This window comes from Sphingomonas kyeonggiensis, assembly GCF_014196745.1.
GTDB lineage: Bacteria > Pseudomonadota > Alphaproteobacteria > Sphingomonadales > Sphingomonadaceae > Sphingomonas > Sphingomonas kyeonggiensis.
Genome location: NZ_JACIEH010000001.1, coordinates 1,496,139 through 1,521,127, shown reverse-complemented (window position 1 = coordinate 1,521,127; position 24,989 = coordinate 1,496,139). Strand labels below are relative to the sequence as shown.

Annotated in this window: 28 protein-coding genes; 20 read left to right on the top strand and 8 right to left on the bottom strand. The window is 67.3% G+C overall.

Annotated features, from left to right (window positions below; genetic code table 11):
• Positions 1-14: 14 nt before the first annotated feature.
• Together GGR46_RS07340 and aspS are read right to left on the bottom strand one after the other, a co-directional pair.
• On the bottom strand, positions 15-716 hold the full coding sequence (locus GGR46_RS07340; RefSeq protein WP_183995967.1) for a hypothetical protein: 702 nt from the start codon (positions 714-716) through the stop codon (positions 15-17).
• Between the two features lie 6 nt (positions 717-722).
• On the bottom strand, positions 723-2,561 hold the full coding sequence (aspS, locus tag GGR46_RS07335; protein WP_246425917.1) for an aspartate--tRNA ligase: 1,839 nt from the start codon (positions 2,559-2,561) through the stop codon (positions 723-725).
• Between the two features lie 175 nt (positions 2,562-2,736).
• Between aspS and rnd the strand changes: the two genes are divergently transcribed.
• From rnd to GGR46_RS07320, 3 genes are all read left to right on the top strand, one after another.
• Complete coding sequence (gene rnd, locus GGR46_RS07330; RefSeq protein ID WP_183995965.1) at positions 2,737-3,915, top strand: ribonuclease D; 1,179 nt, start codon at positions 2,737-2,739, stop codon at positions 3,913-3,915.
• A complete protein-coding gene (locus GGR46_RS07325) occupies positions 3,912-4,199 on the top strand; it encodes an I78 family peptidase inhibitor (RefSeq protein ID WP_183995963.1) in 288 nt (95 codons plus the stop codon). Before rnd ends, GGR46_RS07325 begins: the two co-directional genes overlap by 4 nt.
• An 86-nt stretch (positions 4,200-4,285) precedes the next feature.
• Positions 4,286-4,573, top strand: a complete 288-nt coding sequence (locus tag GGR46_RS07320; RefSeq protein WP_183995961.1) for an I78 family peptidase inhibitor — start codon at positions 4,286-4,288, stop codon at positions 4,571-4,573.
• A 3-nt stretch (positions 4,574-4,576) separates the two neighbouring features.
• Here GGR46_RS07320 and GGR46_RS07315 read toward each other — a convergent pair whose 3' ends face one another.
• The 5 genes from GGR46_RS07315 to GGR46_RS07295 all read right to left on the bottom strand — a co-directional run bounded on the left by GGR46_RS07315 (position 4,577) and on the right by GGR46_RS07295 (position 11,317).
• The gene (locus tag GGR46_RS07315; protein WP_183995958.1) at positions 4,577-5,665 is read right to left on the bottom strand and encodes a serine hydrolase domain-containing protein; all 1,089 of its coding nucleotides are present in this window, start codon (positions 5,663-5,665) and stop codon (positions 4,577-4,579) included.
• A 69-nt stretch (positions 5,666-5,734) separates the two neighbouring features.
• Entirely contained in the window at positions 5,735-7,234 is a 1,500-nt protein-coding gene (locus GGR46_RS07310; RefSeq protein WP_183995955.1) for a Ppx/GppA family phosphatase, read from the bottom strand.
• Positions 7,231-9,381: an RNA degradosome polyphosphate kinase gene (locus tag GGR46_RS07305; RefSeq protein ID WP_246425916.1), complete on the bottom strand. Its 2,151-nt coding sequence runs from the start codon at positions 9,379-9,381 to the stop codon at positions 7,231-7,233. Before GGR46_RS07305 ends, GGR46_RS07310 begins: the two co-directional genes overlap by 4 nt.
• A 47-nt stretch (positions 9,382-9,428) precedes the next feature.
• Positions 9,429-10,034, bottom strand: a complete 606-nt coding sequence (locus GGR46_RS07300) for a P-loop NTPase family protein (protein ID WP_183995951.1) — start codon at positions 10,032-10,034, stop codon at positions 9,429-9,431.
• Positions 10,031-11,317, bottom strand: a complete 1,287-nt coding sequence (locus GGR46_RS07295; RefSeq protein WP_246425915.1) for a heavy-metal-associated domain-containing protein — start codon at positions 11,315-11,317, stop codon at positions 10,031-10,033. The genes GGR46_RS07300 and GGR46_RS07295 overlap by 4 nt, the downstream gene beginning before the upstream one ends.
• Before the next feature lie 240 nt (positions 11,318-11,557).
• On the opposite strand from GGR46_RS07295, the gene purM reads away from it, so the two are divergent.
• The 9 genes from purM (at position 11,558) to GGR46_RS07250 (ending at position 19,041) form a co-directional block, all read left to right on the top strand.
• Positions 11,558-12,652 (top strand): phosphoribosylformylglycinamidine cyclo-ligase, encoded by a 1,095-nt coding sequence (purM, locus tag GGR46_RS07290; RefSeq protein ID WP_183995949.1) that lies wholly within the window; start codon positions 11,558-11,560, stop codon positions 12,650-12,652.
• Positions 12,645-13,226 carry a phosphoribosylglycinamide formyltransferase gene (gene purN, locus GGR46_RS07285; RefSeq protein ID WP_183995947.1) on the top strand — a complete coding sequence of 194 codons (582 nt, stop codon included), beginning with the start codon at positions 12,645-12,647 and terminating at the stop codon, positions 13,224-13,226. The genes purM and purN overlap by 8 nt, the downstream gene beginning before the upstream one ends.
• A complete protein-coding gene (locus GGR46_RS07280; RefSeq protein ID WP_246425914.1) occupies positions 13,202-13,594 on the top strand; it encodes an MmcQ/YjbR family DNA-binding protein in 393 nt (130 codons plus the stop codon). The genes purN and GGR46_RS07280 overlap by 25 nt, the downstream gene beginning before the upstream one ends.
• A 90-nt stretch (positions 13,595-13,684) precedes the next feature.
• On the top strand, positions 13,685-13,885 hold the full coding sequence (locus GGR46_RS07275) for a hypothetical protein (protein WP_183995944.1): 201 nt from the start codon (positions 13,685-13,687) through the stop codon (positions 13,883-13,885).
• Positions 13,886-13,928: 43 nt separating this feature from the next.
• Positions 13,929-14,624, top strand: coding sequence for an endonuclease/exonuclease/phosphatase family protein (locus tag GGR46_RS07270; RefSeq protein ID WP_183995942.1), 696 nt, complete (start codon positions 13,929-13,931; stop codon positions 14,622-14,624).
• Positions 14,624-16,915: a patatin-like protein gene (locus tag GGR46_RS07265; protein ID WP_183995940.1), complete on the top strand. Its 2,292-nt coding sequence runs from the start codon at positions 14,624-14,626 to the stop codon at positions 16,913-16,915. Before GGR46_RS07270 ends, GGR46_RS07265 begins: the two co-directional genes overlap by 1 nt.
• Before the next feature lie 230 nt (positions 16,916-17,145).
• Positions 17,146-17,505 carry a lipopolysaccharide assembly protein LapA domain-containing protein gene (locus tag GGR46_RS07260; RefSeq protein ID WP_246425913.1) on the top strand — a complete coding sequence of 120 codons (360 nt, stop codon included), beginning with the start codon at positions 17,146-17,148 and terminating at the stop codon, positions 17,503-17,505.
• Positions 17,502-18,173: an orotidine-5'-phosphate decarboxylase gene (pyrF, locus tag GGR46_RS07255; protein WP_183995938.1), complete on the top strand. Its 672-nt coding sequence runs from the start codon at positions 17,502-17,504 to the stop codon at positions 18,171-18,173. Before GGR46_RS07260 ends, pyrF begins: the two co-directional genes overlap by 4 nt.
• A 172-nt stretch (positions 18,174-18,345) precedes the next feature.
• Positions 18,346-19,041: a lysozyme inhibitor LprI family protein gene (locus GGR46_RS07250; protein WP_183995936.1), complete on the top strand. Its 696-nt coding sequence runs from the start codon at positions 18,346-18,348 to the stop codon at positions 19,039-19,041.
• Here the strand turns inward: GGR46_RS07250 and GGR46_RS07245 are convergent.
• The gene (locus GGR46_RS07245; protein WP_183995934.1) at positions 19,035-19,784 is read right to left on the bottom strand and encodes an SDR family oxidoreductase; all 750 of its coding nucleotides are present in this window, start codon (positions 19,782-19,784) and stop codon (positions 19,035-19,037) included. The two genes, GGR46_RS07250 and GGR46_RS07245, sit on opposite strands and share 7 nt — an antisense overlap.
• Positions 19,785-19,882: 98 nt before the next feature.
• On the opposite strand from GGR46_RS07245, the gene GGR46_RS07240 reads away from it, so the two are divergent.
• The 8 genes from GGR46_RS07240 to accD all read left to right on the top strand — a co-directional run bounded on the left by GGR46_RS07240 (position 19,883) and on the right by accD (position 24,882).
• Positions 19,883-20,272 (top strand): winged helix-turn-helix transcriptional regulator, encoded by a 390-nt coding sequence (locus GGR46_RS07240; RefSeq protein WP_183995932.1) that lies wholly within the window; start codon positions 19,883-19,885, stop codon positions 20,270-20,272.
• 40 nt (positions 20,273-20,312) lie between these two features.
• Positions 20,313-20,825, top strand: coding sequence for a GNAT family N-acetyltransferase (locus tag GGR46_RS07235; RefSeq protein WP_183995930.1), 513 nt, complete (start codon positions 20,313-20,315; stop codon positions 20,823-20,825).
• Entirely contained in the window at positions 20,825-21,454 is a 630-nt protein-coding gene (locus GGR46_RS07230; protein WP_183995928.1) for a phosphoribosylanthranilate isomerase, read from the top strand. Before GGR46_RS07235 ends, GGR46_RS07230 begins: the two co-directional genes overlap by 1 nt.
• Before the next feature lie 105 nt (positions 21,455-21,559).
• Entirely contained in the window at positions 21,560-22,798 is a 1,239-nt protein-coding gene (trpB, locus tag GGR46_RS07225; RefSeq protein WP_183995926.1) for a tryptophan synthase subunit beta, read from the top strand.
• Entirely contained in the window at positions 22,795-23,043 is a 249-nt protein-coding gene (locus tag GGR46_RS07220) for a hypothetical protein (RefSeq protein ID WP_183995924.1), read from the top strand. Before trpB ends, GGR46_RS07220 begins: the two co-directional genes overlap by 4 nt.
• On the top strand, positions 23,040-23,246 hold the full coding sequence (locus GGR46_RS07215; protein ID WP_183995922.1) for a hypothetical protein: 207 nt from the start codon (positions 23,040-23,042) through the stop codon (positions 23,244-23,246). The genes GGR46_RS07220 and GGR46_RS07215 overlap by 4 nt, the downstream gene beginning before the upstream one ends.
• Positions 23,243-24,031, top strand: a complete 789-nt coding sequence (trpA, locus tag GGR46_RS07210; protein WP_183995919.1) for a tryptophan synthase subunit alpha — start codon at positions 23,243-23,245, stop codon at positions 24,029-24,031. Before GGR46_RS07215 ends, trpA begins: the two co-directional genes overlap by 4 nt.
• The gene (gene accD / locus GGR46_RS07205; protein ID WP_183995917.1) at positions 24,028-24,882 is read left to right on the top strand and encodes an acetyl-CoA carboxylase, carboxyltransferase subunit beta; all 855 of its coding nucleotides are present in this window, start codon (positions 24,028-24,030) and stop codon (positions 24,880-24,882) included. Before trpA ends, accD begins: the two co-directional genes overlap by 4 nt.
• The last annotated feature ends 107 nt before the right edge of the window (positions 24,883-24,989 follow it).

Genomic DNA, 24,989 nt, shown 5'->3' with positions numbered 1-24,989 from the left:
TGTACGTTGAAGTTTTATAACTTCAACCCGTGGCTGCGTCGTCCCAGCAGGAATCCGGCGAGGAACGCCAGCAGGAGGCCGAACGCTCCGGCGAGATAGATGGCGGGTCTCACCGCATGCTTTGGCGCTGACGATGCGGGCGTTTTCTGCGAGGCCATGTCGTCTGGCGGAGCATTCGCGGCAGTTGCTGTTTCCGCATCGGAAGGAGGCTCGATCGCGCCCGGATAGGTGGAGAACCCGGCGGGGCGCGGCGCTCCGGCGAGGCGATCGATCTCCGCGTTGAACTCCGCCTGGCCATCCTGCCGATCCACGGGAGGGCCGTTGTCGCTGAAAACGGCACGAAACAGCTCGGGGCCGCTGGTGAGCAGGATACGGACCCGCTCGCCTTTCTTCACCAGACCGATGTCACAGGACGAGAAATTGACCAGCGGGATCCGATCCTCACCGGGTGACGGCACGCCCTTGTAGCGGTGGATGACGCGAAGGATCGCCATCGGCATCAGGCCGGGCCCGAGCTCCGTGCCGAACGCCATCGGCTGCTCGACCTCGGCGTCCACGACCGCGGATGCCTTCGCATATTGCGTGCGGGCATAGGCCTCGACCTGCGCCCGCGACATCGTTCGAAGCTCGGTCGAGCATCCGAAGGCGTTCGGCGGGGCCAGTAGCAGCGCCGCGGCCAGGATGCCGCAGCGCTGCCATCTGGTCCGCGTCACCATGGGCGATCAGCCCGCCGCGGGATCGACGATGCCGTCGGTGCCCTTCTTGGCGAGGTCCGCCGCGACCTGGGGGGCGAGGCGGATGTTGAGTTCCTTGAGCTGCTTCTCGCTGACGAACGACGGGGCCTGCATCATCAGGTCCTCTGCCTTCTGGGTCATCGGGAAGACGATCACCTCGCGGATGTTCGGCTCGTCGGCGAGCAGCATCACGATGCGGTCCACGCCCGGGGCCGAACCGCCGTGCGGCGGTGCGCCGAACTTGAAGGCGTTGATCATGCCCGCGAAGTTCGTGTCGACATCCGCCTGGGTGTAGCCGGCGATTTCGAACGCCTTGTACATGATCTCCGGACGGTGGTTCCGGATCGCGCCCGAGGACAGCTCGATGCCGTTGCAGACGATGTCGTACTGGTACGCGAGGATGTCGAGCGGGTCCTTGGTCTCCAGCGCTTCCAGCTCGCCCTGCGGCATCGAGAATGGGTTGTGGCTGAAGTCGACCTTCTTGGCGTCCTCGTCATATTCGAACATCGGGAAGTCGACGATCCAGCAGAATTCGAAGCGCTTCTTGTCGATCAGCTCGAGCTGCTCGGCGGCGCGGGTGCGCGCGAGACCGGCGAGCTTGGCGGCCTGGGCTTCCTTGCCGGCGGCGAAGAAGATGCCGTCGTTCGGGCCGAGACCCATCGCCTTCGCAATGGCCTGCATGCCTTCCTGGCCATGGTTGTTGGCGATCGGGCCGCCGAACACGCCGTCCTTCTGGGTGGCATAGCCGAGGCCCGGGAAGCCTTCCGACTGGGCCCAGCTGTTCATGTCGTCGAAGAACTTGCGGCTCTTCTCATGCGTGTTCGGTGCCGGGACCGCGCGGACGACATCGCCGCCCTCGACGATCGAGGCGAAACGGCCGAAGCCCGAGCCCTTGAAGAACTCCGAGACGTCGGTGATCAGCAGCGGGTTGCGCAGATCGGGCTTGTCGTTGCCGTACTTCAGCATCGATTCGCGGTACGGGATGCGCTTGAACGGGAGCGCAGAGACGCTGCGGCCCATGCCTTCCCAGTCGGCGAATTCCTCGAACACGCCGTGCAGCACCGGCTCGATCGCGGCGAACACGTCGTCCTGGGTGACGTAGCTCATCTCGAAGTCGAGCTGGTAGAACTCGCCCGGCGAACGATCGGCGCGCGCATCCTCGTCGCGGAAGCAGGGCGCGATCTGGAAATATTTGTCGAAGCCGGCGACCATCAGCAGCTGCTTGAACATCTGCGGCGCCTGGGGGAGCGCATAGAACTTGCCCGGGTGGACGCGCGACGGGACGAGATAGTCGCGGGCGCCTTCGGGGCTCGACGCGGTGAGGATCGGCGTCTGGAACTCGGTGAAGCCCTGGTCGATCATCCGGCGGCGCAGCGACGCGATGACGCTCGAGCGCAGCATGATGTTCTTGTGGACCTTCTCGCGGCGCAGATCGAGGAAGCGGTTCCGCAGGCGGATTTCCTCGGGATATTCGGCGTCGCCGAACACCGGCAGCGGCAGTTCCTGCGCCTGGCTCTGGATCTTCGCCTCGGTGACGCGGATCTCGACTTCACCGGTCGGCAGGTTCGGGTTCACCGCTTCGGCCGAGCGGGCCACGACCTTGCCGGTCATCGTCACGACCGATTCGCTGCGCAGCGACTCGATCACCTGGAAGGCCGGGCCGTCCACTTCGGTGACGATCTGGGTGATGCCATAATGGTCGCGCAGGTCGATGAAGACCAGGTCGCCATGGTCGCGCTTGCGGTGCACCCAGCCGGAGAGGCGGACTTCCTGGCCGACATGTTCGGCGCGGAGCTGGGCGCAGGTGTGCGTGCGATAGGCGTGCATTTCCGGTCTTTCCCTTGCTCGTCACCCCCGCGGCGGCGGGGGTCCAGGGTCACGAGCCGTGCAGCCTGGGGCTCTGGATCCCCGCCTGCGCGGGGATGACGAATAAATTAGCGTGAGCGCGCAATCCTTGCAGACCCCACTTTTGTCAACCCGAAGACCAGTCTATGGGCCTAGGATGCATATCCATGGTCTGATTGAAGACAGCGCGACTCTCGCCAACCTCTGCGCCCGCCTCGCCAACAAGCCTTACGTGTGTGTGGACACCGAGTTCATGCGCGAAAACAGCTATTGGCCTGAGCTCTGCCTGATCCAGATCGCCGACGACGAAGAGGCCGCGGCGATCGATCCGATGGCACCGGGACTCGACCTCACGCCCCTGCTCGACCTGATGACGAAGAACGAGGACGTACTGAAGGTCTTCCATGCCGGCGGCCAGGACATCGAGATCGTCTACAACCTGACGGGCACCACCCCGCACCCGCTGTTCGACACCCAGGTGGCCGCGATGGCACTCGGGCTGGGCGAGCAGATCGGCTATTCGAACCTGGTCGACACCTATCTGGGCTTCACCATCGACAAGGGCGCCCGCTTCACCGACTGGAGCCGCCGCCCGCTGGACAAGCGCCAGATCGACTATGCCATCGCCGACGTGACGCACCTCTCCAAGATCTTCCCCAAGATGCTGGAGAAGCTGAAGAAAACCGGCCGCGGCGCCTGGCTGGACCAGGAGATGGAGCGGCTCGCCGATCCCGAGAACTATCACAACGACCCGGACGAGGCTTGGCAGCGCGTGCGCGTGTCGAGCCGCAAGCCCGAGGTGCTCGGCCGCCTGAAGGCGCTGGCCCGCTGGCGCGAGATCGAGGCGCAGGGCAAGGACCTGCCGCGCGGCCGCATCGTCAAGGACGAGACGCTGGCCGATCTGGCCGGCAACCCGCCGCGCAAGCAGAGCGACCTGGGCAAGGTGCGCGGGCTCTCGGCGGCCTGGGCGGGCAACGATATCGGCGGGCGGCTGATGGCGGCGCTGGAAGGCGCCGAGCCGATGTCCACCGCCGAGCTGCCGCCGCGCGACGACCGCAAGCCCTCGCTCGGCAAGGACGGGGCGCTGGTGGCGGACCTGCTCAAGCTGCTGCTCAAGATCCGCGCCAAGGAGATCAACGTCGCGCCGCGCCTGCTCGCGCGCTCGGACGATCTCGAGTCGCTGGCCGCCGGCGTGCGCGACGGCCTCGCGATCCTGGAGGGCTGGCGCTACGAGCAGTTCGGCCGTGATGCGCTCAATCTGGTCGAGGGTCAGCTCGGGTTCACCGTGAGGAATGGTAAGCTCAAGATGACCCGAACCGAGGAACCCGCCGCATGATCCGTGTCGTCCTGCCTGCCCTTGCCCTGATGCTGACCGGTGCCTGCGCGGCGAAGACGCCGCCCCAGGCGATCCCGGGCGTGGAATGCAATGGCACCCGGCTGGGCGGGCTGATCGGCAAGACGCGCGGGCCCGAGGTCGAAGCCGAGGCGAAGCGGCTGTCGGGCGCCAACAGCGTCCGCTGGATCGAGCCGGGGATGATGATCACCGAGGATTTCCGCGCGGACCGGCTCAACCTGCACCTGGGCACCGACGGCAAGATCGGGTCGGCGCGCTGCGGTTAAGCGGCGGATAGGCATAGGCCGCCCTCCCCTTCGTTACGCATCCGGGCTATACACCGCGGCGCCGGGGGGCGACCGAGGAGAGACACATGCGCGCCATCGGAATGATCGCGACCGCCCTGCTGGTTGCCGGCTGCATGCATGACAGCCGGCCCACCCCAATGCCGGGACCGCGCGTCTGCAACGCCAATGCGGTGCAGCGCTTCATGGGAGCGCCGATGTCGCACGGGCTCCAGTCGCGGCTGCGGGCGCGCAGCGGCGCTTCGAGCGTGCGCGTGGTGCGGCCGGGCGACGCGGTGACGATGGACTTCCGCCGCGACCGGCTGACGGTGGACATCAACCAGCGCGGGCGGATCAGCGGACTGCGCTGCGTCTAGCGCTCAATCAGGCCGGGGCGCGGCACCGAACAGGTCGTCGGCGAACAGATCGATCGCCTTTTGCGAGATGCCGGTGTTGTTGAGCAGGACGATGCTCTCCTGCGTGTCGTAGCGGTGCGCGAGCAGCGTGCGGTAGCCGGCGGTACGACCGGTTTCCCATGCTGCTTCCACCGGCTTGCCGGCGATCGTCATCGTCCGCACCCGGCCGCCGAGCGAATAGTCCTGCTCGGGCACGCGCACGGTGCGGAGCGCCTTGAGCGAGGCGGGCGACAGGAAGCCCTTGTCGAACACCGAATGACCGGCCCGCAGCAGATCAGCGGCATTGCTGAAATAGCCGCCCGAGGCCGCCATCACCGGCGCGCGCGGATTGGGCCATTCGAGCGGTGGCTCGACGGTGCGATAGGACAGCGCCGAGCCCGGCTGGTTCTCGGTGCCGAGCGCGGCGGTGGTGTGCTTGAGGCCGAGTGGATCGAGCGTGATCTCGCGCATCGCCTGTTGGAAGGGCTTGCCGGTTGCCGCCTCGATGATCGCGACGACGAGGAACCAGTTGGTCAGCAGATACTCGAACTTGGCGCCGGGCTCGAAGGCGAGGTCGCCCGAGCAGAAGCGGCGGACCGACTCCGCGGTGCCGATGTCGCGGGTGACCAGGTCGGGTTCGAGCTTGAGTTCGGGCATGAAGCCGTTGGGGATGCCGCTGGTGTTCGACAGCAGGTGCGCGAGCTGGACCTTGCCGCCGGTATCGGCGCGGTAGCCCGGAAGCAGCGTCGCGATCGGCGCATCGAGGGCCAGCTTGCCGGCCTCGACCAGCTTGAGCACCGTCACCGTGGACAGGAACTTGGAGATCGAGGCGATGGCGTAGATGGTGTCGGTGGTCACCGGCGCCTTGGTGGCGATGTTCGCCAGGCCGAAATTGCGGGCGTAGATCGGCTTGCCGGCCTTGGCCCGCAGGATCGTGCCGGCAAAGCCGTTGGCCTTCACGAATGCATCGATCTTGGCGTCATCGGCATGGCCCTTGGCCCAGGCGGGCAGCGGCGCCAGCGCGGTCATCCCCATGGCCAGCCCGCCCTGCAGCACCATACGTCGATCGATCATCATCCGGTCGTCCCTCCCTACGCCTTACGAGAGTGATTTCATTGCGGGAGCGACATGAACGCCAGGTTGCTAGACTTCCAGAACAGGCTGCCTGCCGAACGCCGCGGCCAGCGCCTTGTGGCGCTTTTCCACCGCTTCGCCGTACAGCGCCTCGTCCTCGGGATGGAGGCAGAGCGCGAGGGTCTCCTCGTCCATGTGCAGCTCGGAGCGCTTGATCGGCGCGGCGACGCCGCCTGACAGGCGCTGGCCGAGGCGAATGGCGAGGCCCCAGAGCTTGGCGCGCCACAGCGTATCGTCATCGGCGAGCTGCGGGAGCGGCGCGGGCGTGTCGAGACCGCCGCCCAGGGCGGTATAGAGCGCCTGGCCGAGCGCGGCGCGGCCGCTGGAATCGATCGCCACCCAATTGCCGTGCAGTGCCGCATCGAGGCCGCGTTCGGCGCGGAACTCGGGATTCGCGTGCCAGCCCACATCGACCAGCTGGCAGGCGGCGTGGCGGAGGCGGGCCAGCTCATGCGGCTCGCCCGCGAAGAGCGGTGCGATCCACTTGTCGAGCAGGTCGCCATGCTCGGGGAAGCGGCCGAGCCGCTCGCCCTCGTCGCGGGTGGCGGCGATCAGCGGGTCCTGCTGCCGCAGCTCGGGCGAGAGGCGCTGGTAGAGTAGCCCTTCACGCAGGCCATAGGCGGAGACGATCGTGCCGTTGCTGCCGAGCTGCTTGACGACCTGGCCGAGCAGCAGCGCCGCATCCTCCAGCGTCGCGGCGCGGGCGCTGGACAGGTTGGGGATCGCCTTGAGATCGGCCTTGGGCATCGCCGCGATCGAGCTGGCCAGCTCGGCGATGCGCGGCACCGCCATCGGATATTGGTGGGCGATCGGCAGCGGATAATGCTTCAGGTGCATGTCGAGCCGGGCGAGGCTGCGCCACGACCCGCCGACCAGATAGAAGGGCAGCCCCTTCCCCCGCCCTTTCCAGCCGGCATCGCCGAGCAGTTTGGCGACGCGGCGATCGAGCGCGGTCTTGTTCTCCGCGCGGATCGCGCCGAGGCGGAGGACGCCCAGCGGGAAGGACACGCGATCGGTCACCGTGCCGGCGACGACGCGGACCAGCTCGAGCGAGCCGCCGCCGAGATCGCCGACGATGCCGTCCGCTTCCGGAATGCCCGAGAGCACGCCCAGGCCGGATGCCATCGCCTCTTCTTCGCCCGACAGCGTCTCGACCTCGAGGCCGAGCGCGCGGGCCGCCTCGATCAGCTCGCGGCCGTTGGAGGCGTCACGCACCGCCGCGGTGGCGACAGTCCGCAGCTCGCCGACCTGCATCTCGCGGGCGAGCGTCGAGAAACGCGCCAGTGCCCCGCGCGCGGTGGCCATGCTGGCGGGCTCGATCGCACCGGTCTCGGCCAGGCCCCGACCCAGGCCTGCCATCACCTTCTCGTTGAACAGGGTCGCCGGCAGGCGGGCCGAGCCCTGATAGACCACGAGGCGCACCGAGTTCGAGCCGATGTCGATGATCGCGGTGCGACCCTCGATCCCTGCCGGCTTCGTGCGCGCCTTGCGGAACGGCAATGTGGTCATTCCTTGATCCTGGCCTTTGCCGGGCTGCGCCGCCGCTTGAGCTGGAGCTTGGGCACCGGCTTGCGCGATTCGAGCGCGGCGCCGCGGCCCGAAAGCGACGGGTTGGTCATGAAATAGCGGTGCAGGTTGAAGCTGCCGTCCTCGCCCGGCTCGGTGCGGATGTAATGGCCGTCGCTCTGGAGCAGCCAGCTCTGCTCGTTGTCGAGCAGGTTGGCGACCATCACCTGGTCGAGCACCTGGTCGTGCACCGTCTTGTTGAGGATCGGCAGCATGAACTCGACGCGGCGATCGAAGTTGCGCTGCATCCAGTCGGCCGAGGAGATGAAGACCTTTGCGCTGTCGCTGGGCAGGCCCTTGCCGCCGCCGAACGCCCAGATGCGGCTGTGCTCGAGGAAGCGGCCGACGATCGACTTGACCTTGATGTTCTCGCTCATGCCGGGGACGCCCGGGCGCAGGCAGCAGATGCCGCGGATGATCAGCTCGATCTCCACCCCGGCATTGCTCGCCTCGTAGAGCTTCTCGATCACCGCCGGATCGACCAGCGAGTTCATCTTGGCCCAGAGCTGGCCGGGGCGGCCGGCGCGGGCGTGGGCGATCTCGTCGTCGATCAGCTCGACCAGGCGGTTGCGCAGGTCGCGCGGCGAGATGCCGATCAGCTCCAGGCCATGCGGCTCCACATAGCCCGTGACATAGTTGAAGATCTGCATCGCATCGCGGCCCACCCGCGGATCGGCGGTGAAGAAGCTGAGATCGGTATAGATGCGCGCGGTGATCGGGTGGTAGTTGCCCGTGCCGAAGTGGCAATAGGTGCGATAGCCATTGCCCTCGCGCCGCACGACCATCGAGACCTTGGCATGGGTCTTCCAGTCGATGAAGCCATAGACGACCTGGACGCCGGCCCGCTCGAGCGCCGTCGCCCAATAGAGGTTCTGCTCCTCGTCGAAGCGGGCCTTGAGCTCGACCACCGCGGTGACCGACTTGCCGGCTTCCGCAGCTGCAATGAGCGCGTTGATCACGGCGGGCTGCTTGCCTGCGCGGTAGAGCGTCTGCTTGATCGCCACCACGTCCGGATCCGCCGCCGCCTGCTGGAGGAAGGAGATGACGACGTCGAACGTCTCGTACGGGTGGTGGACGATGATGTCCTTGGCCTTGATCGCCGCGAAGCAATCGCCGCCATATTCACGGATCCGCTCCGGGAAGCGCGCCGAATAGGGGGTGAACTTCAGGTCGGGACGGTCTTCGTCGACCAGCGCCGCCAGGTCGCCGATGCCGAGGAAGCCGCCGGTCTCGGTGAGCAGCGCCTCGCTGCCGCCCAGCTCTTCCTTGAGCACCGCTTCCAGCTCGGGGGAGATGCTCTCCTCCATCTCGAGGCGGATGACCCGGCCGCGGCGACGGCGCTGGATCGCCGAGCGGAAGGTCATGACCAGGTCCTCGGCCTCTTCCTCGATCTCGATGTCGCTGTCGCGCAGCACGCGGAAGGCCGCAGCGGCGCGCGACGTGTAGCCCGGGAAGAGCAGGTGCGAGAAATGCTTGAGCACGGCTTCGACCGCGACATAGCGCGCCGGATTGCCGGGAAGCCGGACGAAGCGCTTGATCGCGGTGGGGAGCAGGACCAGCTCGCGCACCGGCTCGCGGTCCGACTTGCGGACCAGATCGAAGATCACGCTCGATCCCTGGTTGGGGATGAACGGGAACGGATGCGCCGGGTCGAGCGCCTGGGGCGTCAGGATCGGGAAGATCTGCTCGCGGAAATGGGTTTCCAGCCAGGCCTCGGTCTCGCCTTCGATCGCATTGGCGTCGAGGACATGGATGCCGGTCTCCGCCAGGTCGGCGCGGATATCGGTCCACACGCTCTGCTGGTTGTCGGCCAGCACTTCGGCCTCGGCCGAGATGGCAGCGAGCTGCTGGCCCGGGGTGAGCCCGTCGGCAGAGCGCGCCTCGACCTTCTGGAGCTGCTGGCCCATCAGGCCCGCCACGCGGACCATGAAGAACTCGTCGAAGTTCGAGCCGGAGATCGACAGGAAGCGCAGCCGCTCGAGCAGCGGATGGGCGCGGTTGCTGGCCTCTTCCATCACGCGGCGATTGAAGGCGAGCCAGCTCAGCTCGCGATTGAAGTAACGTGCGGAATTGTCCGGCAATTCGGTCATCGAGGTCCCTTCAACGGCGCGTCCTTTCGCTGCCTTGGTCATCGCCGTTAGTCGCCGTCCGTTTCGGTTATGAGACCAGCCGCGAGCAATGTGGCGCGCACCGCGGGGATCGACAAGCGCTTACCCTCTTCCAGCTCCAGTGCATCGGCAACGCGCAGGATCGCGATATGGCTGCGCTCTATCCGCTTCGCGATCCAGGCGATCACATCGGGCTTGGCGTGGAGCAGGTGGCGTTCGAAGGCGCGTTCGAGCAATTGCGGGATCAGCGCATCGTCGGGCGGGCCGATCTCGAGCAGCGGCGAGGCTGCGAGGCGCGACCTCAGATCGGGCAGCTTGACGTTCCAGGTCGGCGGCGCGGCCTGCGCCACGATCAGCAGCGGGCGGTGATCGGCCTGGGCCTGGTTCCAGGCATGGAAGACATCGGCCTCCTTGCCGAGATCGGCATCGTCGAAGATGCGCGCGCCGGTCTTCGCCGCGAAGACGCGGGCGAGCAGGCTGCGGCCCGACTTGCGCGGACCGGTGAGCAGGGCCGACATGACGGGCCAGGTGCCCCAATGTTCGAGCTGGTGGACGGCGCGGGCGTTGGAGTCGCTGACCAGGAATTCCGTCTCGCGTGCTTCGGGCAGTCCCAGCGGCAAGCGAAGCTGCGTCATCCGCCGTTCGGGGCTGGTGTAGCCGTGCCGGTCGGCGCCGGTATGGGCTGCTGGCCGCCGCCTCCACCACCGCCGGCGCGGCGGATGCGGAGCACCCCTGCCCCCTCCTGTACGCTCCACCCCCGCGCCTCGAGCTGGGCATGGAGCGAGGCGATCTGGCCGTCATAGGTGACGCGCATCACCGAGATGCCGCCAAGCGCCAGGCTGGAGGTGACCGCCGAGCGCACGCCCGGAATGCCGCGGAGCGCCGCTTCGCCGGCATTGACCGAGCCGACATTAGGCGTGTCGAACTGGACGTTGAGCTGGGTGCCGCTGGCGGCCGCGCTCGCATCGGGCGTTGGCGTGGCGGCGTCGGTCGATTCTTCCTCCGGCTTCTCCTCCTCGGCCTTGGCCGAGGGCGGACGGACGCCGAGCAGGCGATCGGTGTTGAGCTGACCGAGCGCCAGCGCCTGCTGGAAAGCCTTGTCGATCCGCTGGGCGCCGGCGTCCATCAACGCATCGAGCGAATCGCCATTGTCGACGCGCAGGGCGAAGTCCGCGATCTTCTGGCGATCGGGGCCATGGGTGGCGGAGAAGATGCCGACGATCGGGCCGCCGGGATATTCGCGGCGCAGCTGGACCTCGGCGATCAGCACGTCCGACGCGCCATATTGGTCGAGCACCGAGCGCCACCAGTTGCGGCCGCGGCGCAGCACCTGGCCGGCGTTGAGCAGCATCGAATCGGGGCCGTTGCCCTGGACGCGGACGTAATCGACGGTGCTGCCACCGCTCTTGAACCGGTTCCAGGCCTTGGCCCAGGCGGTCTCGCGCTCGAACACCAAGCCGGTGCCGCCCGAATATTCCAGGGGAACGATCAGCATCGGCGGCGACTGGTTCACTGCGACCGAGACACCGAGGATGCTGCCAGCCTTGTTGCGATCGAACAGCACGCTGAGCCGCGCAATATAGCGCGTCGGGCCGATCTGCTCCTTCTCGACGACGATGCCGGTGACCAGCGAATCGAGCGCCGAATCGGACATGCCGGAGGCCTTGCCGGTCAGCTTGCGCGACAGCATCTCCCAGCCCTTGCGCTGGGCGAGCCGCCAGCCGCCATAGCGCGCGGCATCGGCATCCTTGCCCTTCACGTCGACATCGACGCCCGAGACCTCGAAGCTGCCCGAGGCGTCGATCGGCACGGCGCTGCCGCCCGCGGCCTTCTCGCCTTCGGCCAGCACGGCGCCGAGCCCCGCAAGCGCGAGCGCGGAGGCGATGCCGATGGTGAGGGATTTGCGGGCAAGGGTCATGTGAGCGCCCTTTTGGCGAAGCGGGCAGGGAAATCCAAGCGTAGATGTAACAAACAATAGTCGTCACCCCGGCGAAAGCCGGGCTCTCAGGCGGCTCCTGCCCTGCGCTACGGCACGAGATTCAGGCTTTCACCGGGATGACGGTCGTACAGGGCGGGTATGTGCCGGGATGAAGGCTATGGCGTTACCTTGCGGCACTGCCGGGGTGACGCGGGGCGAAGTCGGCGCTATGCGCGCCGCATGAGCGACCAGAAGAACTATACCTATGCCCAGGCGGGCGTCTCGATCGCGGCCGGCAATGCGCTGGTTCGGGCGATCGGCCCGCTCGCCAAGTCCACGCGCCGCGCCGGTGCCGATGCCGATCTCGGCGGGTTCGGCGGCGTGTTCGACCTGAAGGCGGCCGGGTTCACCGATCCGCTACTGGTTGCGGCGAACGATGGCGTGGGCACCAAGCTCAAGCTCGCGATCGACTATGACGCCCATGACGGCGTCGGTGTCGACTTGGTCGCGATGTGCGCCAACGATCTTGTAGTCCAGGGCGCCGAGCCTTTGTTCTTCCTCGACTATTATGCCAGCGGCAAGCTGGTGCCCGAGACCGCCGAGCGCGTGATCGCCAGCATCGCCGAGGGTTGCCGCCAGGCAGGCTGCGCGCTGATCGGCGGAGAGACCGCCGAGATGCCGGGCATGTATGCCGAGGGCGACTATGACCTGGCCGGCTTCTGCGTCGGCGCGGTCGAGCGCGACCAGCTGCTCGACGGCAGCAAGATTCGCCCGGGCGACGTGCTGCTCGGCCTGGGTTCGACCGGCGTGCACTCGAACGGCTTCTCGCTGGTCCGCCGCCTCGCCGCCGACAAGGGCTGGAAGATGGACCGCCCCGCCCTGTTCGACCAGGACGTGATCCTGCTCGACGCACTGATGGCGCCGACCCGCATCTATGTGCAGAGCCTGCTTCCGCAACTTCGCAAGGGCACGATCCACGGCCTGGCGCACATCACCGGCGGCGGCCTGCTCGAGAATGTCCCGCGCGTGCTGCCCGAGGGCTGCCATGCGAAGATCGACGCCGGCAGCTGGCCGCTGCCGCGCCTGATGGCCTTCCTGCAGGCGCAGGGGAACATCGAGCCCGAGGAAATGGCGCGTACCTTCAATTGCGGCATCGGCATGGTCGCGGTGGTGTCGCCCGACGTGGCGGATGCGGTGAAGGAAGAACTCTACGCGGCGGGCGAGGAAGTGTTCGTGATCGGTACCGTCGAGGCGGGCGAGCGCGGCTGCACCGTGTTCGGCGGCGGCGAGACCTGGAGTGCGCGTGGGGAGTGGTCCGCCACCCACAATGCGTAAGAAGCTTGGTATCCTGATTTCCGGGCGCGGCTCCAACATGGCCGCGCTCGTCGAGGCCGCGAAGGCATCCGACTGCCCCTATAAAGTCGCGCTCGTCGCCAGCGACAAGCCCGAGGCGGAAGGGCTCGCCTGGGCCGCCGAACAAGGCGTCGCCACCTTCGCGCAGAGCCCCAAGGGCATGCCCAAGGCGGACTATGAGGCGAAGATCGACGCGGCGCTGCGCGAGGCCGGTGTCGAGGCGATCGCGCTGGCCGGGTACATGCGCCTGCTCAGCGACGATTTCGTCCAGGCCTGGCGCGGGAAGATCGTCAACGTCCACCCCTCGCTGCTGCCCAAATACAAGGGGCTCGACACGCACCAGCGCGCGATCGACGCCGGTGACAGCCATGGCGGCGTCTCGGTGCACATCGTCACCGAGGAGTTGGACGGCGGCGAAGTGCTCGGCCAGGCGGCGGTGGCGATCCTGCCCGGCGATACCGCGGAAAGCCTTGCGCAGCGCGTGCTGAAGGAGGAACATCGGCTCTACCCAAAGGTAGTCGCCGAGTTCCTATGCCCCAAGAACCTTCAAGGCTGAACCCAGACCAAGACACCGCCCTCGCCCAGGTCCGCGCGATCGCGCTCGAGCTTCCCGAGGCCGAGGAGCGCCCGAGCCACGGCCAGCCTACCTTCTTCGTCGCCGGCAAGCAGTTCGCCCAGTTCCGCCACGATCATCATGGCGACGGCCGCACCATCGTCGCGGTGAAGACCGCTGATGACGAGGAAGGGCCGAACCTGATCGAAATCGCGCCCGAGACCTATTCGAAGGTCGCCTATTTCGGCGTCGGTTGGGTCGGCATCTCGCTCGCAGGGCCCGACACCGACTGGGATTTCGTCGGCGACCGGATCGCGCGGAGCTGGGAGCTGGCCGCCCCGCGGCGCCTGCTCGAAGCGGGCGGGCGCTGAAATCTCTCGGAAATCTTGGATATTTTCCCGTCGCCCCGAGTTGGTCCCCCATTCCAGCCCCTAGGGGCGTTGGCCGCACTGGGGAGAAATATGGGACAGAAGATCTCGCCCGCCGAACCGGAAGGTGAAGCCGGAGTCGCAACCGCCGAACAGGGCGTGGTGCTGCTCGACGGCCCGAATGGCGTCGCCATCGCGATGACGCCCCAGGCTGCGGAGGAGACCGGACGCCGGCTGGTCGCCGCCGCCCAGGAGGCCGCCAGCCAGGCAGGCGCCGAGGCGCATCCGAGCTGAGCCACTTGCCTATGTCACCCCAGCCCCGCGATAAGGGGCGCCGATGATCAAGGTCGCCAGCTACAACATGCGCAAGTCGATCGGCACCGACCGCCGCCGTCGGCCCGAGCGCACGCTGCAGGTACTCTGCGAGATCGGCGCCGACATCGTCGCGCTCCAGGAAGCGGATCGTCGCTTCGGCGAGCGTTCGGCGGTGCTGACCCAGCACCTGCTTTCCGAGCATAGCGACTACAAGCCGGTGCCGTTCGGCACCAAGGCGCGATCGATGGGCTGGCACGGCAATGCCCTGCTGGTGCGCAAGGACGCTACGGTGCTCGATTGCGAGGCGATCCACCTCCCCGCGCTGGAGCCTCGCGGCGCGGTGATGGCCGATGTCCGGCTCGCCAGCGGCACAGTGGTGCGCGTGGTCGGCATGCACCTCGATCTCTCCGGCCTGTGGCGGCGGCGGCAGGCGCATGCGATCATCACCCACCTGCAGGCCAGCACGCACCAATATCCGACGATCCTGATGGGCGACCTGAACGAGTGGAGCGCCCAGTCGGGTTGCCTGCGCGATTTCGCCAGCCACTATGCCTTTGCCGCCACCGGCAAGAGCTTCCATGCCCGGCGCCCGATGGCCCGGCTCGACCGGATCATGGCGAGCCGCGAATTGACCATTACCGATGCAGGGGTGCATGACAGCCTTCAGGCGCGCACCGCGTCCGACCACCTGCCCATCTGGGCGACTATAAAGGTCTAATGGCCGAAACGCGCGACAAGGAACTGCGGCTCGCACTGGTCTGCTATGGCGGGATCAGTCTGGCCGTGTACATGCACGGCATCACCAAGGAGATCTGGCGCCTCGCCCGGGCGAGCTGCGCCGAGCGCGACGGCAGCGACGCCCGGCCCGACGTGTATCGCGAGCTGATCGAGGAGATCCGCGAGACTTCGGGCGTCAACCTGCGCGTGCTGGTCGATATCCTCGCCGGCGCCAGCGCGGGCGGGATCAACACGGTGTTCCTCGCCCAGGCGATCGCCACCGGCCAGTCGCTCGATCCGCTGACCGACCTGTGGATGGACAATGCCGATGTCGAGGCGCTGCTCGCGCCTCGCCAACGCGCCTCGCACCGCTTCGCCAAGCTCTGGGCCGTGCCGATCGCCTGGCTGGTCGCCAACCGGTCCAAGACCGTGGACGAGACGGTCGAGATCGGCGCGCGCGAGGAAGTGCGCACCAAGCTCGAGCATTTCGTCCGTTCGCGCTGGTTCGAGCCGCCCTTTGGGGGCAAGAACCTGGCGAACACGATCCTCGATGCCTTTGCCGCTATGGCCAGGGGACCGAAGGAGAAGCGCCTGCTGCCCGACGGCCAGCCGCTCGACCTGTTCGTCACCGTCACCGATTTTCGCGGCCATCCCGAGGCGCTGCGGCTCAATTCGCCCGCCAGCGTCATGGAGAACGAGCACCGGCTGGTCTTCTCCTTCACCGATCGCGGCTATCCGGACGAGAAATTCGCCGACGCCGCCAGCCTCACCTTCGCTGCGCGCGCGACCTCGAGCTTCCCGGGCGCCTTCCCGCCGATGACGGTGGGCGAGATGGACGAGCTGATGGCCGAGCGAAAACAGGCCTGGCCGCAGCGCGATGCCTTTCTCGAGCGCGTGCTGCCGCACCAATGGGCGGACAACAAGGCGGCCAAGGCGGTGCTGATCGACGGATCGGTGCTGGCCAACGCGCCCTTCCGCCCGGCGATGGAGGCGCTGAAGGAGCGCCCCGCCCGCCGCCAGGTCGACCGGCGCTTCGTGTTCGTCGATCCCTTTCCCAATTTCCGCTTCGATTTCTATGGCGGCAGCGACGAGAAGCCCGGCTTCTTCGCCACGATCATCGGCGCGCTTTCCGAGCTGCCACGCGAACAGCCGATCCGCGACAATCTGGACGAGATCGCGCGGCGCTCGCACCGGATCGAGCGGATGCTGGGGATCCTGGCCGAGATCCGCGCCGATGTGGAAACCCAGGTCGAGGCGCTGTTCGGCTACACGCTGTGGCTCGATTATCCGAACCCCAAGCGGCTCGCCGCCTGGCGCAAGCGCGCCCAGGTCTCGGCGGCGGCCAAGGCGGGCTATGGCCATACGGCCTATGGGCTGCTCAAGGTCGAAGGTGCGATCGATCGCACCGCGCGGCTGCTCTACACGGTGGGCGAACAGCATGGGCCCGAACGGCTGCACGAGATCCGCGAGGCGCTGGCCGCCGCGGTCCAGTCGCGCGGAGCGGACCAGTTCGGCGCGATGCATTCCAATGGCGCATCGCCCGAGACGCTGGAGTTCCTGCGTGCCCACGACCTGGGCTTCCGCATCCGTCGCCTGCGGCTCCTCGCTCGCCGCCTGACCGAGATCGATCTGCCGACCAGCCACGGCGAACTCAGGCCGATGCGCGAGGCGATCTATGATTCGCTCGCCAGCTATCTCGAGCTCAAGCGCGCCGACACCTATGCGGATCTGCGCGACGAGATCCGGATGATGACCGACGATGCCGGGCCGATGCTCGACCGGCTGGCGGACCGGATGCAGCTCAAGAAGCTCGACGGCGAAACCGATGCGCGGCTGGCCGGGGGACTGAGCACGCTGTCCAAGGAACTGCGCCGCCCGATGCTGCTCGCGCATCTCGGCTTCCCCTTCTACGACATCGCCACCCTGCCGCTGCTCCAGGGCGAGGGCGTGGACGAGTTCGATCCGATCCGCGTCGACCGGATCGCGCCGGACGACGCCACGGCGATCCGCACCGGCGGGGCCGAGGCGACGCTGAAGGGCATCCAGTTCAACAGCTTCGGGGCGTTCTTCAGCCGGGCGTACCGCGAGAACGACTATCTCTGGGGTCGCCTGCACGGGGCCGACCGGCTGATCGACATCGTCCTCTCCACGCTCGACCCCGCCGCGCGGCTTTCGGACGAGCGGGCAGCGGCGATCAAGCGGCGGGCGTTCCATGCGATCCTCGACGAAGAGGAACCGCGGCTGACCAAGATCCCCGGGCTGTTCGCGGAGCTGCGCGCGGAGATCGGGTAGCTCCCCTTTCCCTCTCCCGCTTGCGGGAGAGGGTGGCCGAGCGCAGCGAGGTCGGGTGAGGGTGAGTAAGTGCAGCAGACGATCCCGTCGCGGCCCGCACACACCCTCACCCTTCCGCCGCTTCGCGGCTCCCTCCCTCTCCCGCGGGCGGGAGAGGGAAATCAGGTGCTCTGGCCAAATCGCCCTCCCCGCCCTAAAGTCCGCCCCGGTTCACGCAGGAAGGGAGACGCATGCGGTTTCTGAAGGTGCTGTTCTGGCTGTTGCTGGGCGGCCTCGTCGCAGGCTTTGTGATCTATAACGGCGACGAGCGCGTGAATGTGCACCTGTGGAGCGGCCTGATCGCCGATTTCAGCCTGCCGCTGCTCCTGATCCTCGTCTTCCTCGCCGGGCTGCTGCCCGTGCTGCTCGCATATCATGCGCTGCGCTGGCGGATGCGGCAGCGGATCACCGGGCTGGAGCGCGCGCTGAACGACATCCGTGCGATCCAGGCGATGCCCGAGCCCGCGTCTGCGCCGGCCCCTACGCCTGCTCCCGTACCCGCGATCCCGGCCTCGCCCCAGGGCGGCCTGCCGCTGGGGGACGCGCAATGAGCCCGATCTATGTCGCGATCGACACGCCGGATCTCGAGCGCGCGAAGGCGATCGCGCAGCGGGTGAAGGCCCATGTCGGGGGCATCAAGCTGGGCCTCGAATTCTTCATGGCCAACGGCCGCGCCGGCGTGCACGAGATGCACGATATCGGCCTGCCGATCTTCCTTGACCTCAAGTTCCACGACATCCCCAACACCGTTGCCAAGGCGATCCAGGCGCTGCGCCCGCTTGAGCCGGCGATTCTCACCGTGCACGCCGCCGGCGGCCGCGCGATGCTGGAAGACGCCAAGGCCGCGGCGCCGACCGGCACCAAGGTGGTGGCGGTGACGATGCTCACCAGCCTCGACGACAGCGACCTGACCTCGATCGGCCTCAAGCCCGATCCGCACGAGCAGGTGATGCGGCTGACCGAGCTCGCCAAGGCGTCGGGCGTCGACGGCATCGTCTGTTCGGGCAACGAAGTCGCGGCGGCCAAGAAGATCTGGCATGATGGCTTCTTCGTCATCCCCGGCGTGCGCCCGGCGAACGGCGTGGTGGGCGACCAGAAACGCGTGGTGACGCCGCGCGCCGCGCTCGATGCCGGTGCCTCGATCCTGGTGGTCGGCCGTCCGATCACCCAGGCCGCCGATCCCGACCTCGCCGCGCGCGAGATCGAGGCGACACTGTAATGGACCTGATCCTCGGCGGCTTCGATCTGTTGCGGCCGAGGTCGGGTGCCAATCCATTGGTCTGGCTCGCGTTCCTGCTGGTCGGGCTTGGGGGGGGGGCATGGGCACACGGTGGCGCAGGGCCGGAGACCGGCTGGAGGCAATACAGGGATATTGAACAAGGGAGGCAGCGATGTTGCGATTGGCAGGCTTCGGACTCTTCGCCCTTTTCCTCGCTCTTTTCGGCATTCATGCCGCGCCCCCGCCTCCGCAACAGGCCAGCTTCGACTGCGCCAAGGCAAGCCATCCACTCGAGAAGACGATCTGCGTCAGCCCGAAGCTGCGCGCGCTCGATGGTGAGGTGGCGGCGCTCTACAAGGAGAAGCTGGCCCTGCTGTTCGACAAGCAGGGCTTCAAGGGGCAGCAGCGCGACTGGCAACAGGTCCTGCGCACCCGCTGCGCAAAGAAATGCGATCCTGCCGCGGTCGAGCAGGACTACACCGTCCAGCGCAACTCACTGCGCGGCTTCAACGCGGAGCTGTGGGAGGCGAGCTACAAGACGGCGGATGTCGAGCAGCTCGCCATCACCCATATCGACGCCAGGCAGTTCGACTTCACCCTGAACCGCGATCTCGACGGCGAGACCCTGTGCAAGCTCCCCGCCAGCGATGGCGAGGCGGGCGCAATCGCCCGCTTCACCACGCCGGACAAGGCGAGCTGGAGTGCCGGCACCTGCCGGATCGACTTCGCGCTGGAACGCGACAAGACCGGTCACGTCACCGAGATCGGCGCGGTCGCTTCGGCGGGATGCAAGCGCTACTGCAAAGCGAACCATGTGCTGAGCGACAATTTCACCCCGGCCAACAACTGGGTCGCCAGCAATCAGTGAGTGCCGTCGTTGAGGATGGCGAACACCTTGGCATAGTCCCCGCGCGCCTCGGCGAAGCGGAGGAACTTGACCCGCTCGGTCAGGTTCTCGGCAGCGCCGGCTTCGAACTGGGCCATCGTCTCGGCGATATAGTCGGCGAGCGGCATCGAATTGGGGTTCTGGGCATGGCCCGGCATCAGGTCGGTCGCCACCGCCGGCGGGGCGATCTCGACGACCTCGACACTGGTGCCCTTGAGCTGATGACGCAGGGCCTGGCTCCAGCTGTGGATCGCCGCCTTGGTCGCCGAATATGTCGGCGTCGCGGCCAGCGGTACGAATGCCAGGCCCGAACTCACCGTGGCGACCGTTGCCCTTGGCTGGGCCAGCAGATGTGGGAGCAGTGCGGCGTTGAGGCGGATCGGGCCGAGCAGGTTGGTGGCGATGGTCTGCTCCGCCAGGTCCAGGTCCGAGCCGGGGGCCGTCAGGTCCTCGGCGAGCATGATCCCGGCATTGTGGATCACGACGTTGAGGGCGGGATGCGCCGCGACGATTTCCGCGGCGAAACGGGCGATGTCGGCGGGATCGGAGACGTCGAGCGTCGCGGTGGCCATGCCGGGATTGGCGGCGGCGACTTCCTCCAGCGCGCCGGCGCGGCGGCCCGAGATGATCACCTTGTTGCCCCGCGCCTGCAGCGCCTCGGCGAGCGCGCGGCCGATGCCCGATCCGCCGCCGGTGATCAGGATGGTGTTGCCGGTCATGTCCATGATTGCTTCCTCCGTTTTTCGGTGGACGCCAGATATTACCACATGGTATACATTGGGGAGTAGGCACCCAAAATATTTATACACACCTTTTGGAAACCATGGCAACCAACCCCCATCACGACTATCCCGACCTCGACCCGCGGGTTGAAGCGCTCGTCACCGAGATCATCGGCCGCGTTGCCGACAAATGGACGATGATCGTGCTCGAGGCACTCACCGAGCATGGCGAGCTGCGCTTCTCGAAGCTGCGTGCGGAATGCAGCGGGATCAGCCAGAAGATGCTCACCCAGACGGTGCGCCAGATGGAGCGTGACGGGCTGCTGATCCGCACCGTCCATCCGGTGATCCCGCCGCGGGTGGAATACCGGCTCACCGAGCTGGGCGGGAGCCTGGCCGAGGCGTTCTGCGGGGTCTGGATATGGGCAGCGCGCAACCTGGAACGGATCGAGGCATCGCGAGAGGCTTTCGATGCCAGGGGCGCCGACTGAGCGCTTGCCAAAATTGCAACATCGTCCGACACAGCGCGCCATGCCCGACAATGTGACCATCCGCGCCGCAACCCGCGCCGACCTGCCCGTGATCCACCCGGTGATCGAGCGCGCCTATCGGGGCGAGACCGCGCGTGCCGGATGGACGCACGAGGCGGACCTGATCATCGAGAGCCCGCGCACCGATATCGCGACGCTGGCCGCCATCGTCGAGGATCCGAACCAGCGCCTGCTGATCGCCGACACCGACAATGGCCTGCTCGGCTGCGTACAGGTGACGCACAAGGGCGACGGTCTCGCCTATCTCGGCCTGCTCTGCGTCGACCCCACGCTCCAGTCCGGCGGCCTCGGCAAGCAGCTCGTCACCGCCGCCGAGGATTGCGCCCGCGACACCTTCGGCGCCCGGGCGATGGAGATGACCGTGATCGACAAGCGCGTCGAGCTGATCGCCTTTTACGAGCGCCGCGGCTATCGCAATTCGGGCGAGAAGCGCGACTTTCCGGTGCCGCTCGATCCGCCGCTGTTCATGGACGTGCTGGTCAAGGATCTCTGATGCCCGTCACCGCCAAGATCTGCGGGCTCTCGACACCTGAGACGCTCGATGCCGCGATTGCCGACGGAGCGAGCCATGTCGGCTTCGTCTTCTTCCCTCCCTCCCCGCGCAATGTGAGCTTCGACCAGGTGCGGGCGCTGATCGCGCGGGTACCGCCCCATGTCGGCACGGTCGGCGTGTTCGTCGATCCCGATGAGACGCTGCTCTCCGCCGCGCTCGCCACGGGCATCCAGGCGGTCCAGCTCCACAAGACCACGCCCGAGCGCGCCGCGGCGATCCGCATGCGCGTGCCGGTCTGGGCTGCGATTGCAGTGAAGACGCGCGCCGATGTCGGCCAGGCGGCGGCGTACAGCGGCGCTGCCGACCGCATCCTCTACGATGCCAAGACCCCCGAGGGCGCGGCATTGCCCGGCGGCATGGGCCTGCGCTTCGACTGGAAGCTGCTGGAGAACCTGCCCCAGCCCCTGCCCTGGGCGCTTTCGGGCGGACTCGATGCCGGCAATGTCCGCGAGGCGGTGGGGGGCACGGGCGCCAGGCTAGTGGACGTTTCCTCCGGCGTGGAAAGCGCGCCGGGCGTCAAGGATGTTGCCAAGATCGCCGCATTCCTTAAAGCGGTGGCGCAATGTTGAGGCCGTTAGCCCCTTTCCGCATCGAGTTTGGCCGCATCGAGTTTCGATGGCGTTGATCGCTCGCTCCCACGCCAGCACCCGCCATCCGAAATCACGAGAGACGCAATGACCGACACTGCCGCCACCCAAACTGCTACTTTGGCTAATTCCCTGCGCAACCTGCCCGACGAGCATGGCCATTTCGGCCAGTTCGGCGGCCGCTTCGTCGCCGAGACGCTGATGCCGCTGATCCTCGACCTGGAGCGCGAGTATCGCGCGGCCAAGGCCGATCCGGCGTTCAAGGCCGAGTTCGACGACCTGCTCGAACATTATGTCGGCCGCCCCAGCCCGCTCTACTTCGCCGAGCGGCTGACGGAGTATTACGGCGGCGCCAAGATCTATTTCAAGCGCGAGGAGCTGAACCACACCGGCGCGCACAAGATCAACAACTGCATCGGCCAGATCCTGCTCGCCCGTCGCATGGGCAAGACGCGGATCATCGCCGAGACCGGCGCGGGCCAGCACGGCGTCGCCACCGCCACCGTGGCCGCGCGCTTCGGCCTGCCCTGCGTGATCTTCATGGGCGCCAAGGATGTCGAGCGGCAGAAGCCCAACGTCTTCCGGATGAAGCTGCTCGGTGCCGAAGTGCATCCCGTCACCTCGGGCGCCGAGACGCTCAAGGATGCGATGAACGAAGCCCTTCGAGATTGGGTCGCGAACGTCCACGACACCTTCTACATCATCGGAACCGCTGCCGGCCCGCACCCCTATCCGGAGCTGGTCCGGGACTTCCAGAGCGTGATCGGCATCGAGGCGCGCGAACAGATCCAGAAGGCCGAGGGGCGCCTGCCCGACCTGCTGATCGCAGCGGTGGGCGGCGGATCGAACGCGATCGGGCTGTTCCACCCGTTCCTCGACGACAAGGACGTGGCGATGATCGGCGTGGAAGCCGCCGGCCACGGCATCGAGACCGGTCAGCATGCGGCCTCGCTGATGGGCGGCGCGCCGGGCATCCTGCACGGCAACCGCACCTATCTGCTCCAGGACGAGGACGGCCAGATCACCGAGGCACACTCGATCTCGGCGGGCCTCGACTATCCGGGCATCGGCCCCGAGCATAGCTGGCTGCACGAGAGCGGGCGGGTCGACTATCTGCCGATTACCGACCGGCAGGCGCTCGACGCCTTCCAGCTCTGCTGCAAGCTCGAGGGGATCATCCCCGCGCTGGAAAGCTCGCACGCGCTCGCGGCGCTGGAGACCAAGGCCCGCGAGATGGGCCCGGACAAGATCATCGTGGTCAATGTCTCGGGCCGCGGCGACAAGGACATCTTCACGGTGGCTGAGCATCTGGGGGTGGAGCTGTGAGCGGAAAGGCTTTCAGGCCGATCGACTGGCAGCGCACCTTCTGGAATACGGATGGCACGCGCCCCTGGGGGCGTATCGCCAAGGCCTTTGTGTACTTGCTGGTGCCGCAACTACTTGTGATCGCTGCCGTGATATGGGCGCTCAAGGGAAGTTTTGATATTGGGCCGCAGGCTACCGGCCTTGTGATCGCGGAAGTGCTGATCTTCTGTTGCGCGTTGTTCTTCGTGCCGGAGCCCGGCAAGTGAGCCGGCTTCCAATCCTGATCGCCGCACTGGTCCTCGCGCTATTGTTCGACGTCGCGCTAATGCGCGAGATCGCCGAGGCTTGGCAGATTCCTGCCGAGGTCCACCGCCTGCTGACCATGGCGGCGGGCGTGCTGATCGGCGTGTACGGCATGCGCGCGTTCACGCATAGCGGTACGAAATCCCGTAACGAGGTGCAGTCGTGAGCCGCCTTTCCAATGCCTTCCCGGCTGACCGCGCCGCTTTGGTAACCTTCATCACCGCCGGCGATGGCGACACCGCGGCCAACCTCGACGCCCTCGTCGCGGGCGGGGCCGATGTGATCGAGCTGGGCATGCCGTTCACCGATCCGATGGCCGATGGCCCGGCGATCCAAGCGGCGAACCTGCGCAGCCTCGGGGCCGGTACGCGCACCGCCGATGTGCTGGCGATCGTTGCCGGCTTCCGCGCGCGTCACCCGAATGTGCCGCTGGTGCTGATGGGCTATGCCAACACGATGACGCGGCCGACGCCGGCTGGCTTCGCTGCAAGGGCTGCCGAGGCCGGCGCGGACGGCGTCATCATCGTCGACATCCCGCCCGAGGAAGCCGGCGAAGTCGCGCCCTTCACCGCGAACGGCATTGACGTGATCCGCCTCGCCACCCCGACCACCGATGCCGCGCGCCTGCCGGCGGTGCTGCGGGGCGCGAGCGGCTTCCTCTATTATGTCTCGGTCGCCGGGATCACCGGGCTGCAACAGGCGGCCCAGGCCTCGATCGAGGATGCCGTGGCCCGGCTCAAGGCAGCCACCGACCTGCCCGTCGCGGTCGGCTTCGGCGTCCGCACGCCCGAGCAGGCCGAAGCCATCGCCCGCGTCGCAGACGGTGTCGTCGTCGGCTCGGCAATCGTTGAACTCGTAGGAAAACACGGGAAGGATGCGCCGGAGCACGTCCGCGCCTATATCCGTTCCCTCAAGACGGCCATCGAGGCCGCAAGGAAAGAAGTCGCATGAGCTGGATCGATCGCGTCCGCAACGTACTGGCCTTCACGCCCAAGAAGGACACGCCCGACAATCTCTGGCACAAGTGCAAGGGCTGCGGGCAGATGACCTTCGTGAAGGAGCTGGAAGCCAACCAGCATGTCTGCCCGCATTGCGATCACCACGATCGCATCGGGCCGGCCGAGCGCTTCCAGTATCTGTTCGACGAGGGCAGCTACACCGTTCTCCCCACCCCCAAGGTGGCCGAGGACCCGCTCAAGTTCCGCGACCAGAAGCCCTATCCGGTCCGCCTCAAGGCCGCGCGCGCCGCGACCGGCGAGCCCGATGCGTTCATCAACGCCAGCGGCACGATCCTCGGCCGCAAGGCGGTGATCGGCGTGCAGGACTTCGCCTTCATGGGCGGATCGATGGGCCAGGCCGTGGGCGAGGCGTTCATCCAGGGCGTCGAGGCGGCGATCGCGGCTCGCGCGCCGTTCATCGCCTTCACCGCCTCGGGCGGTGCGCGCATGCAGGAGGGTATCCTCTCGCTGATGCAGATGCCGCGCACCACCGTGGCGATCGAGATGCTCCACGATGCCGGCCTGCCCTATATCGTCGTGCTGACCGACCCGACCTCGGGTGGCGTGATGGCCGCCTATGCGATGCTGGGCGACGTGCAGATCGCCGAGCCGCGCGCCACGCTGGCCTTCACCGGCCGCCGCGTGATCGAGAACACGATCCGCGAGAAGCTGCCCGACGATTTCCAGACCTCGGAATATTATCGCGAGCACGGTCTGATCGACATGGTCACCCACCGCAAGGAGCTGCGCGAGACGCTCGGCCAGCTGATCGGGCTGCTCTGCGAGGGGAAGAAGGCGGCGTAACAATTCTCCCCTTCCGCTTGCGGGAGGGGTCGGGGGAGGGCATGTGGCACCCGATGCCTATTTCGGACAGCCCCTCCCCTAACCCCTCCCGCAAGCGGAAGGGGGAC

Coding starts and splice junctions, on each gene's coding strand:
- pyrF (WP_183995938.1), top strand. CDS start 17,502: ATGAGCCCGATCTATGTCGCGATCGACACGCCGGATCTCGAGCGCGCG.
- GGR46_RS07315 (WP_183995958.1), bottom strand. CDS start 5,665: ATGATCGATCGACGTATGGTGCTGCAGGGCGGGCTGGCCATGGGGATG.
- accD (WP_183995917.1), top strand. CDS start 24,028: ATGAGCTGGATCGATCGCGTCCGCAACGTACTGGCCTTCACGCCCAAG.
- GGR46_RS07340 (WP_183995967.1), bottom strand. CDS start 716: ATGGTGACGCGGACCAGATGGCAGCGCTGCGGCATCCTGGCCGCGGCG.
- GGR46_RS07250 (WP_183995936.1), top strand. CDS start 18,346: ATGTTGCGATTGGCAGGCTTCGGACTCTTCGCCCTTTTCCTCGCTCTT.
- rnd (WP_183995965.1), top strand. CDS start 2,737: ATGCATATCCATGGTCTGATTGAAGACAGCGCGACTCTCGCCAACCTC.
- trpB (WP_183995926.1), top strand. CDS start 21,560: ATGACCGACACTGCCGCCACCCAAACTGCTACTTTGGCTAATTCCCTG.
- GGR46_RS07310 (WP_183995955.1), bottom strand. CDS start 7,234: ATGACCACATTGCCGTTCCGCAAGGCGCGCACGAAGCCGGCAGGGATC.
- aspS (WP_246425917.1), bottom strand. CDS start 2,561: ATGCACGCCTATCGCACGCACACCTGCGCCCAGCTCCGCGCCGAACAT.
- GGR46_RS07260 (WP_246425913.1), top strand. CDS start 17,146: ATGCGGTTTCTGAAGGTGCTGTTCTGGCTGTTGCTGGGCGGCCTCGTC.
- GGR46_RS07230 (WP_183995928.1), top strand. CDS start 20,825: ATGCCCGTCACCGCCAAGATCTGCGGGCTCTCGACACCTGAGACGCTC.
- GGR46_RS07305 (WP_246425916.1), bottom strand. CDS start 9,381: ATGACCGAATTGCCGGACAATTCCGCACGTTACTTCAATCGCGAGCTG.
- GGR46_RS07320 (WP_183995961.1), top strand. CDS start 4,286: ATGCGCGCCATCGGAATGATCGCGACCGCCCTGCTGGTTGCCGGCTGC.
- GGR46_RS07245 (WP_183995934.1), bottom strand. CDS start 19,784: ATGGACATGACCGGCAACACCATCCTGATCACCGGCGGCGGATCGGGC.
- GGR46_RS07300 (WP_183995951.1), bottom strand. CDS start 10,034: ATGACGCAGCTTCGCTTGCCGCTGGGACTGCCCGAAGCACGCGAGACG.
- GGR46_RS07265 (WP_183995940.1), top strand. CDS start 14,624: ATGGCCGAAACGCGCGACAAGGAACTGCGGCTCGCACTGGTCTGCTAT.
- GGR46_RS07275 (WP_183995944.1), top strand. CDS start 13,685: ATGGGACAGAAGATCTCGCCCGCCGAACCGGAAGGTGAAGCCGGAGTC.
- GGR46_RS07280 (WP_246425914.1), top strand. CDS start 13,202: ATGCCCCAAGAACCTTCAAGGCTGAACCCAGACCAAGACACCGCCCTC.
- GGR46_RS07325 (WP_183995963.1), top strand. CDS start 3,912: ATGATCCGTGTCGTCCTGCCTGCCCTTGCCCTGATGCTGACCGGTGCC.
- purN (WP_183995947.1), top strand. CDS start 12,645: ATGCGTAAGAAGCTTGGTATCCTGATTTCCGGGCGCGGCTCCAACATG.
- GGR46_RS07240 (WP_183995932.1), top strand. CDS start 19,883: ATGGCAACCAACCCCCATCACGACTATCCCGACCTCGACCCGCGGGTT.
- GGR46_RS07270 (WP_183995942.1), top strand. CDS start 13,929: ATGATCAAGGTCGCCAGCTACAACATGCGCAAGTCGATCGGCACCGAC.
- GGR46_RS07235 (WP_183995930.1), top strand. CDS start 20,313: ATGCCCGACAATGTGACCATCCGCGCCGCAACCCGCGCCGACCTGCCC.
- GGR46_RS07295 (WP_246425915.1), bottom strand. CDS start 11,317: ATGACCCTTGCCCGCAAATCCCTCACCATCGGCATCGCCTCCGCGCTC.
- purM (WP_183995949.1), top strand. CDS start 11,558: ATGAGCGACCAGAAGAACTATACCTATGCCCAGGCGGGCGTCTCGATC.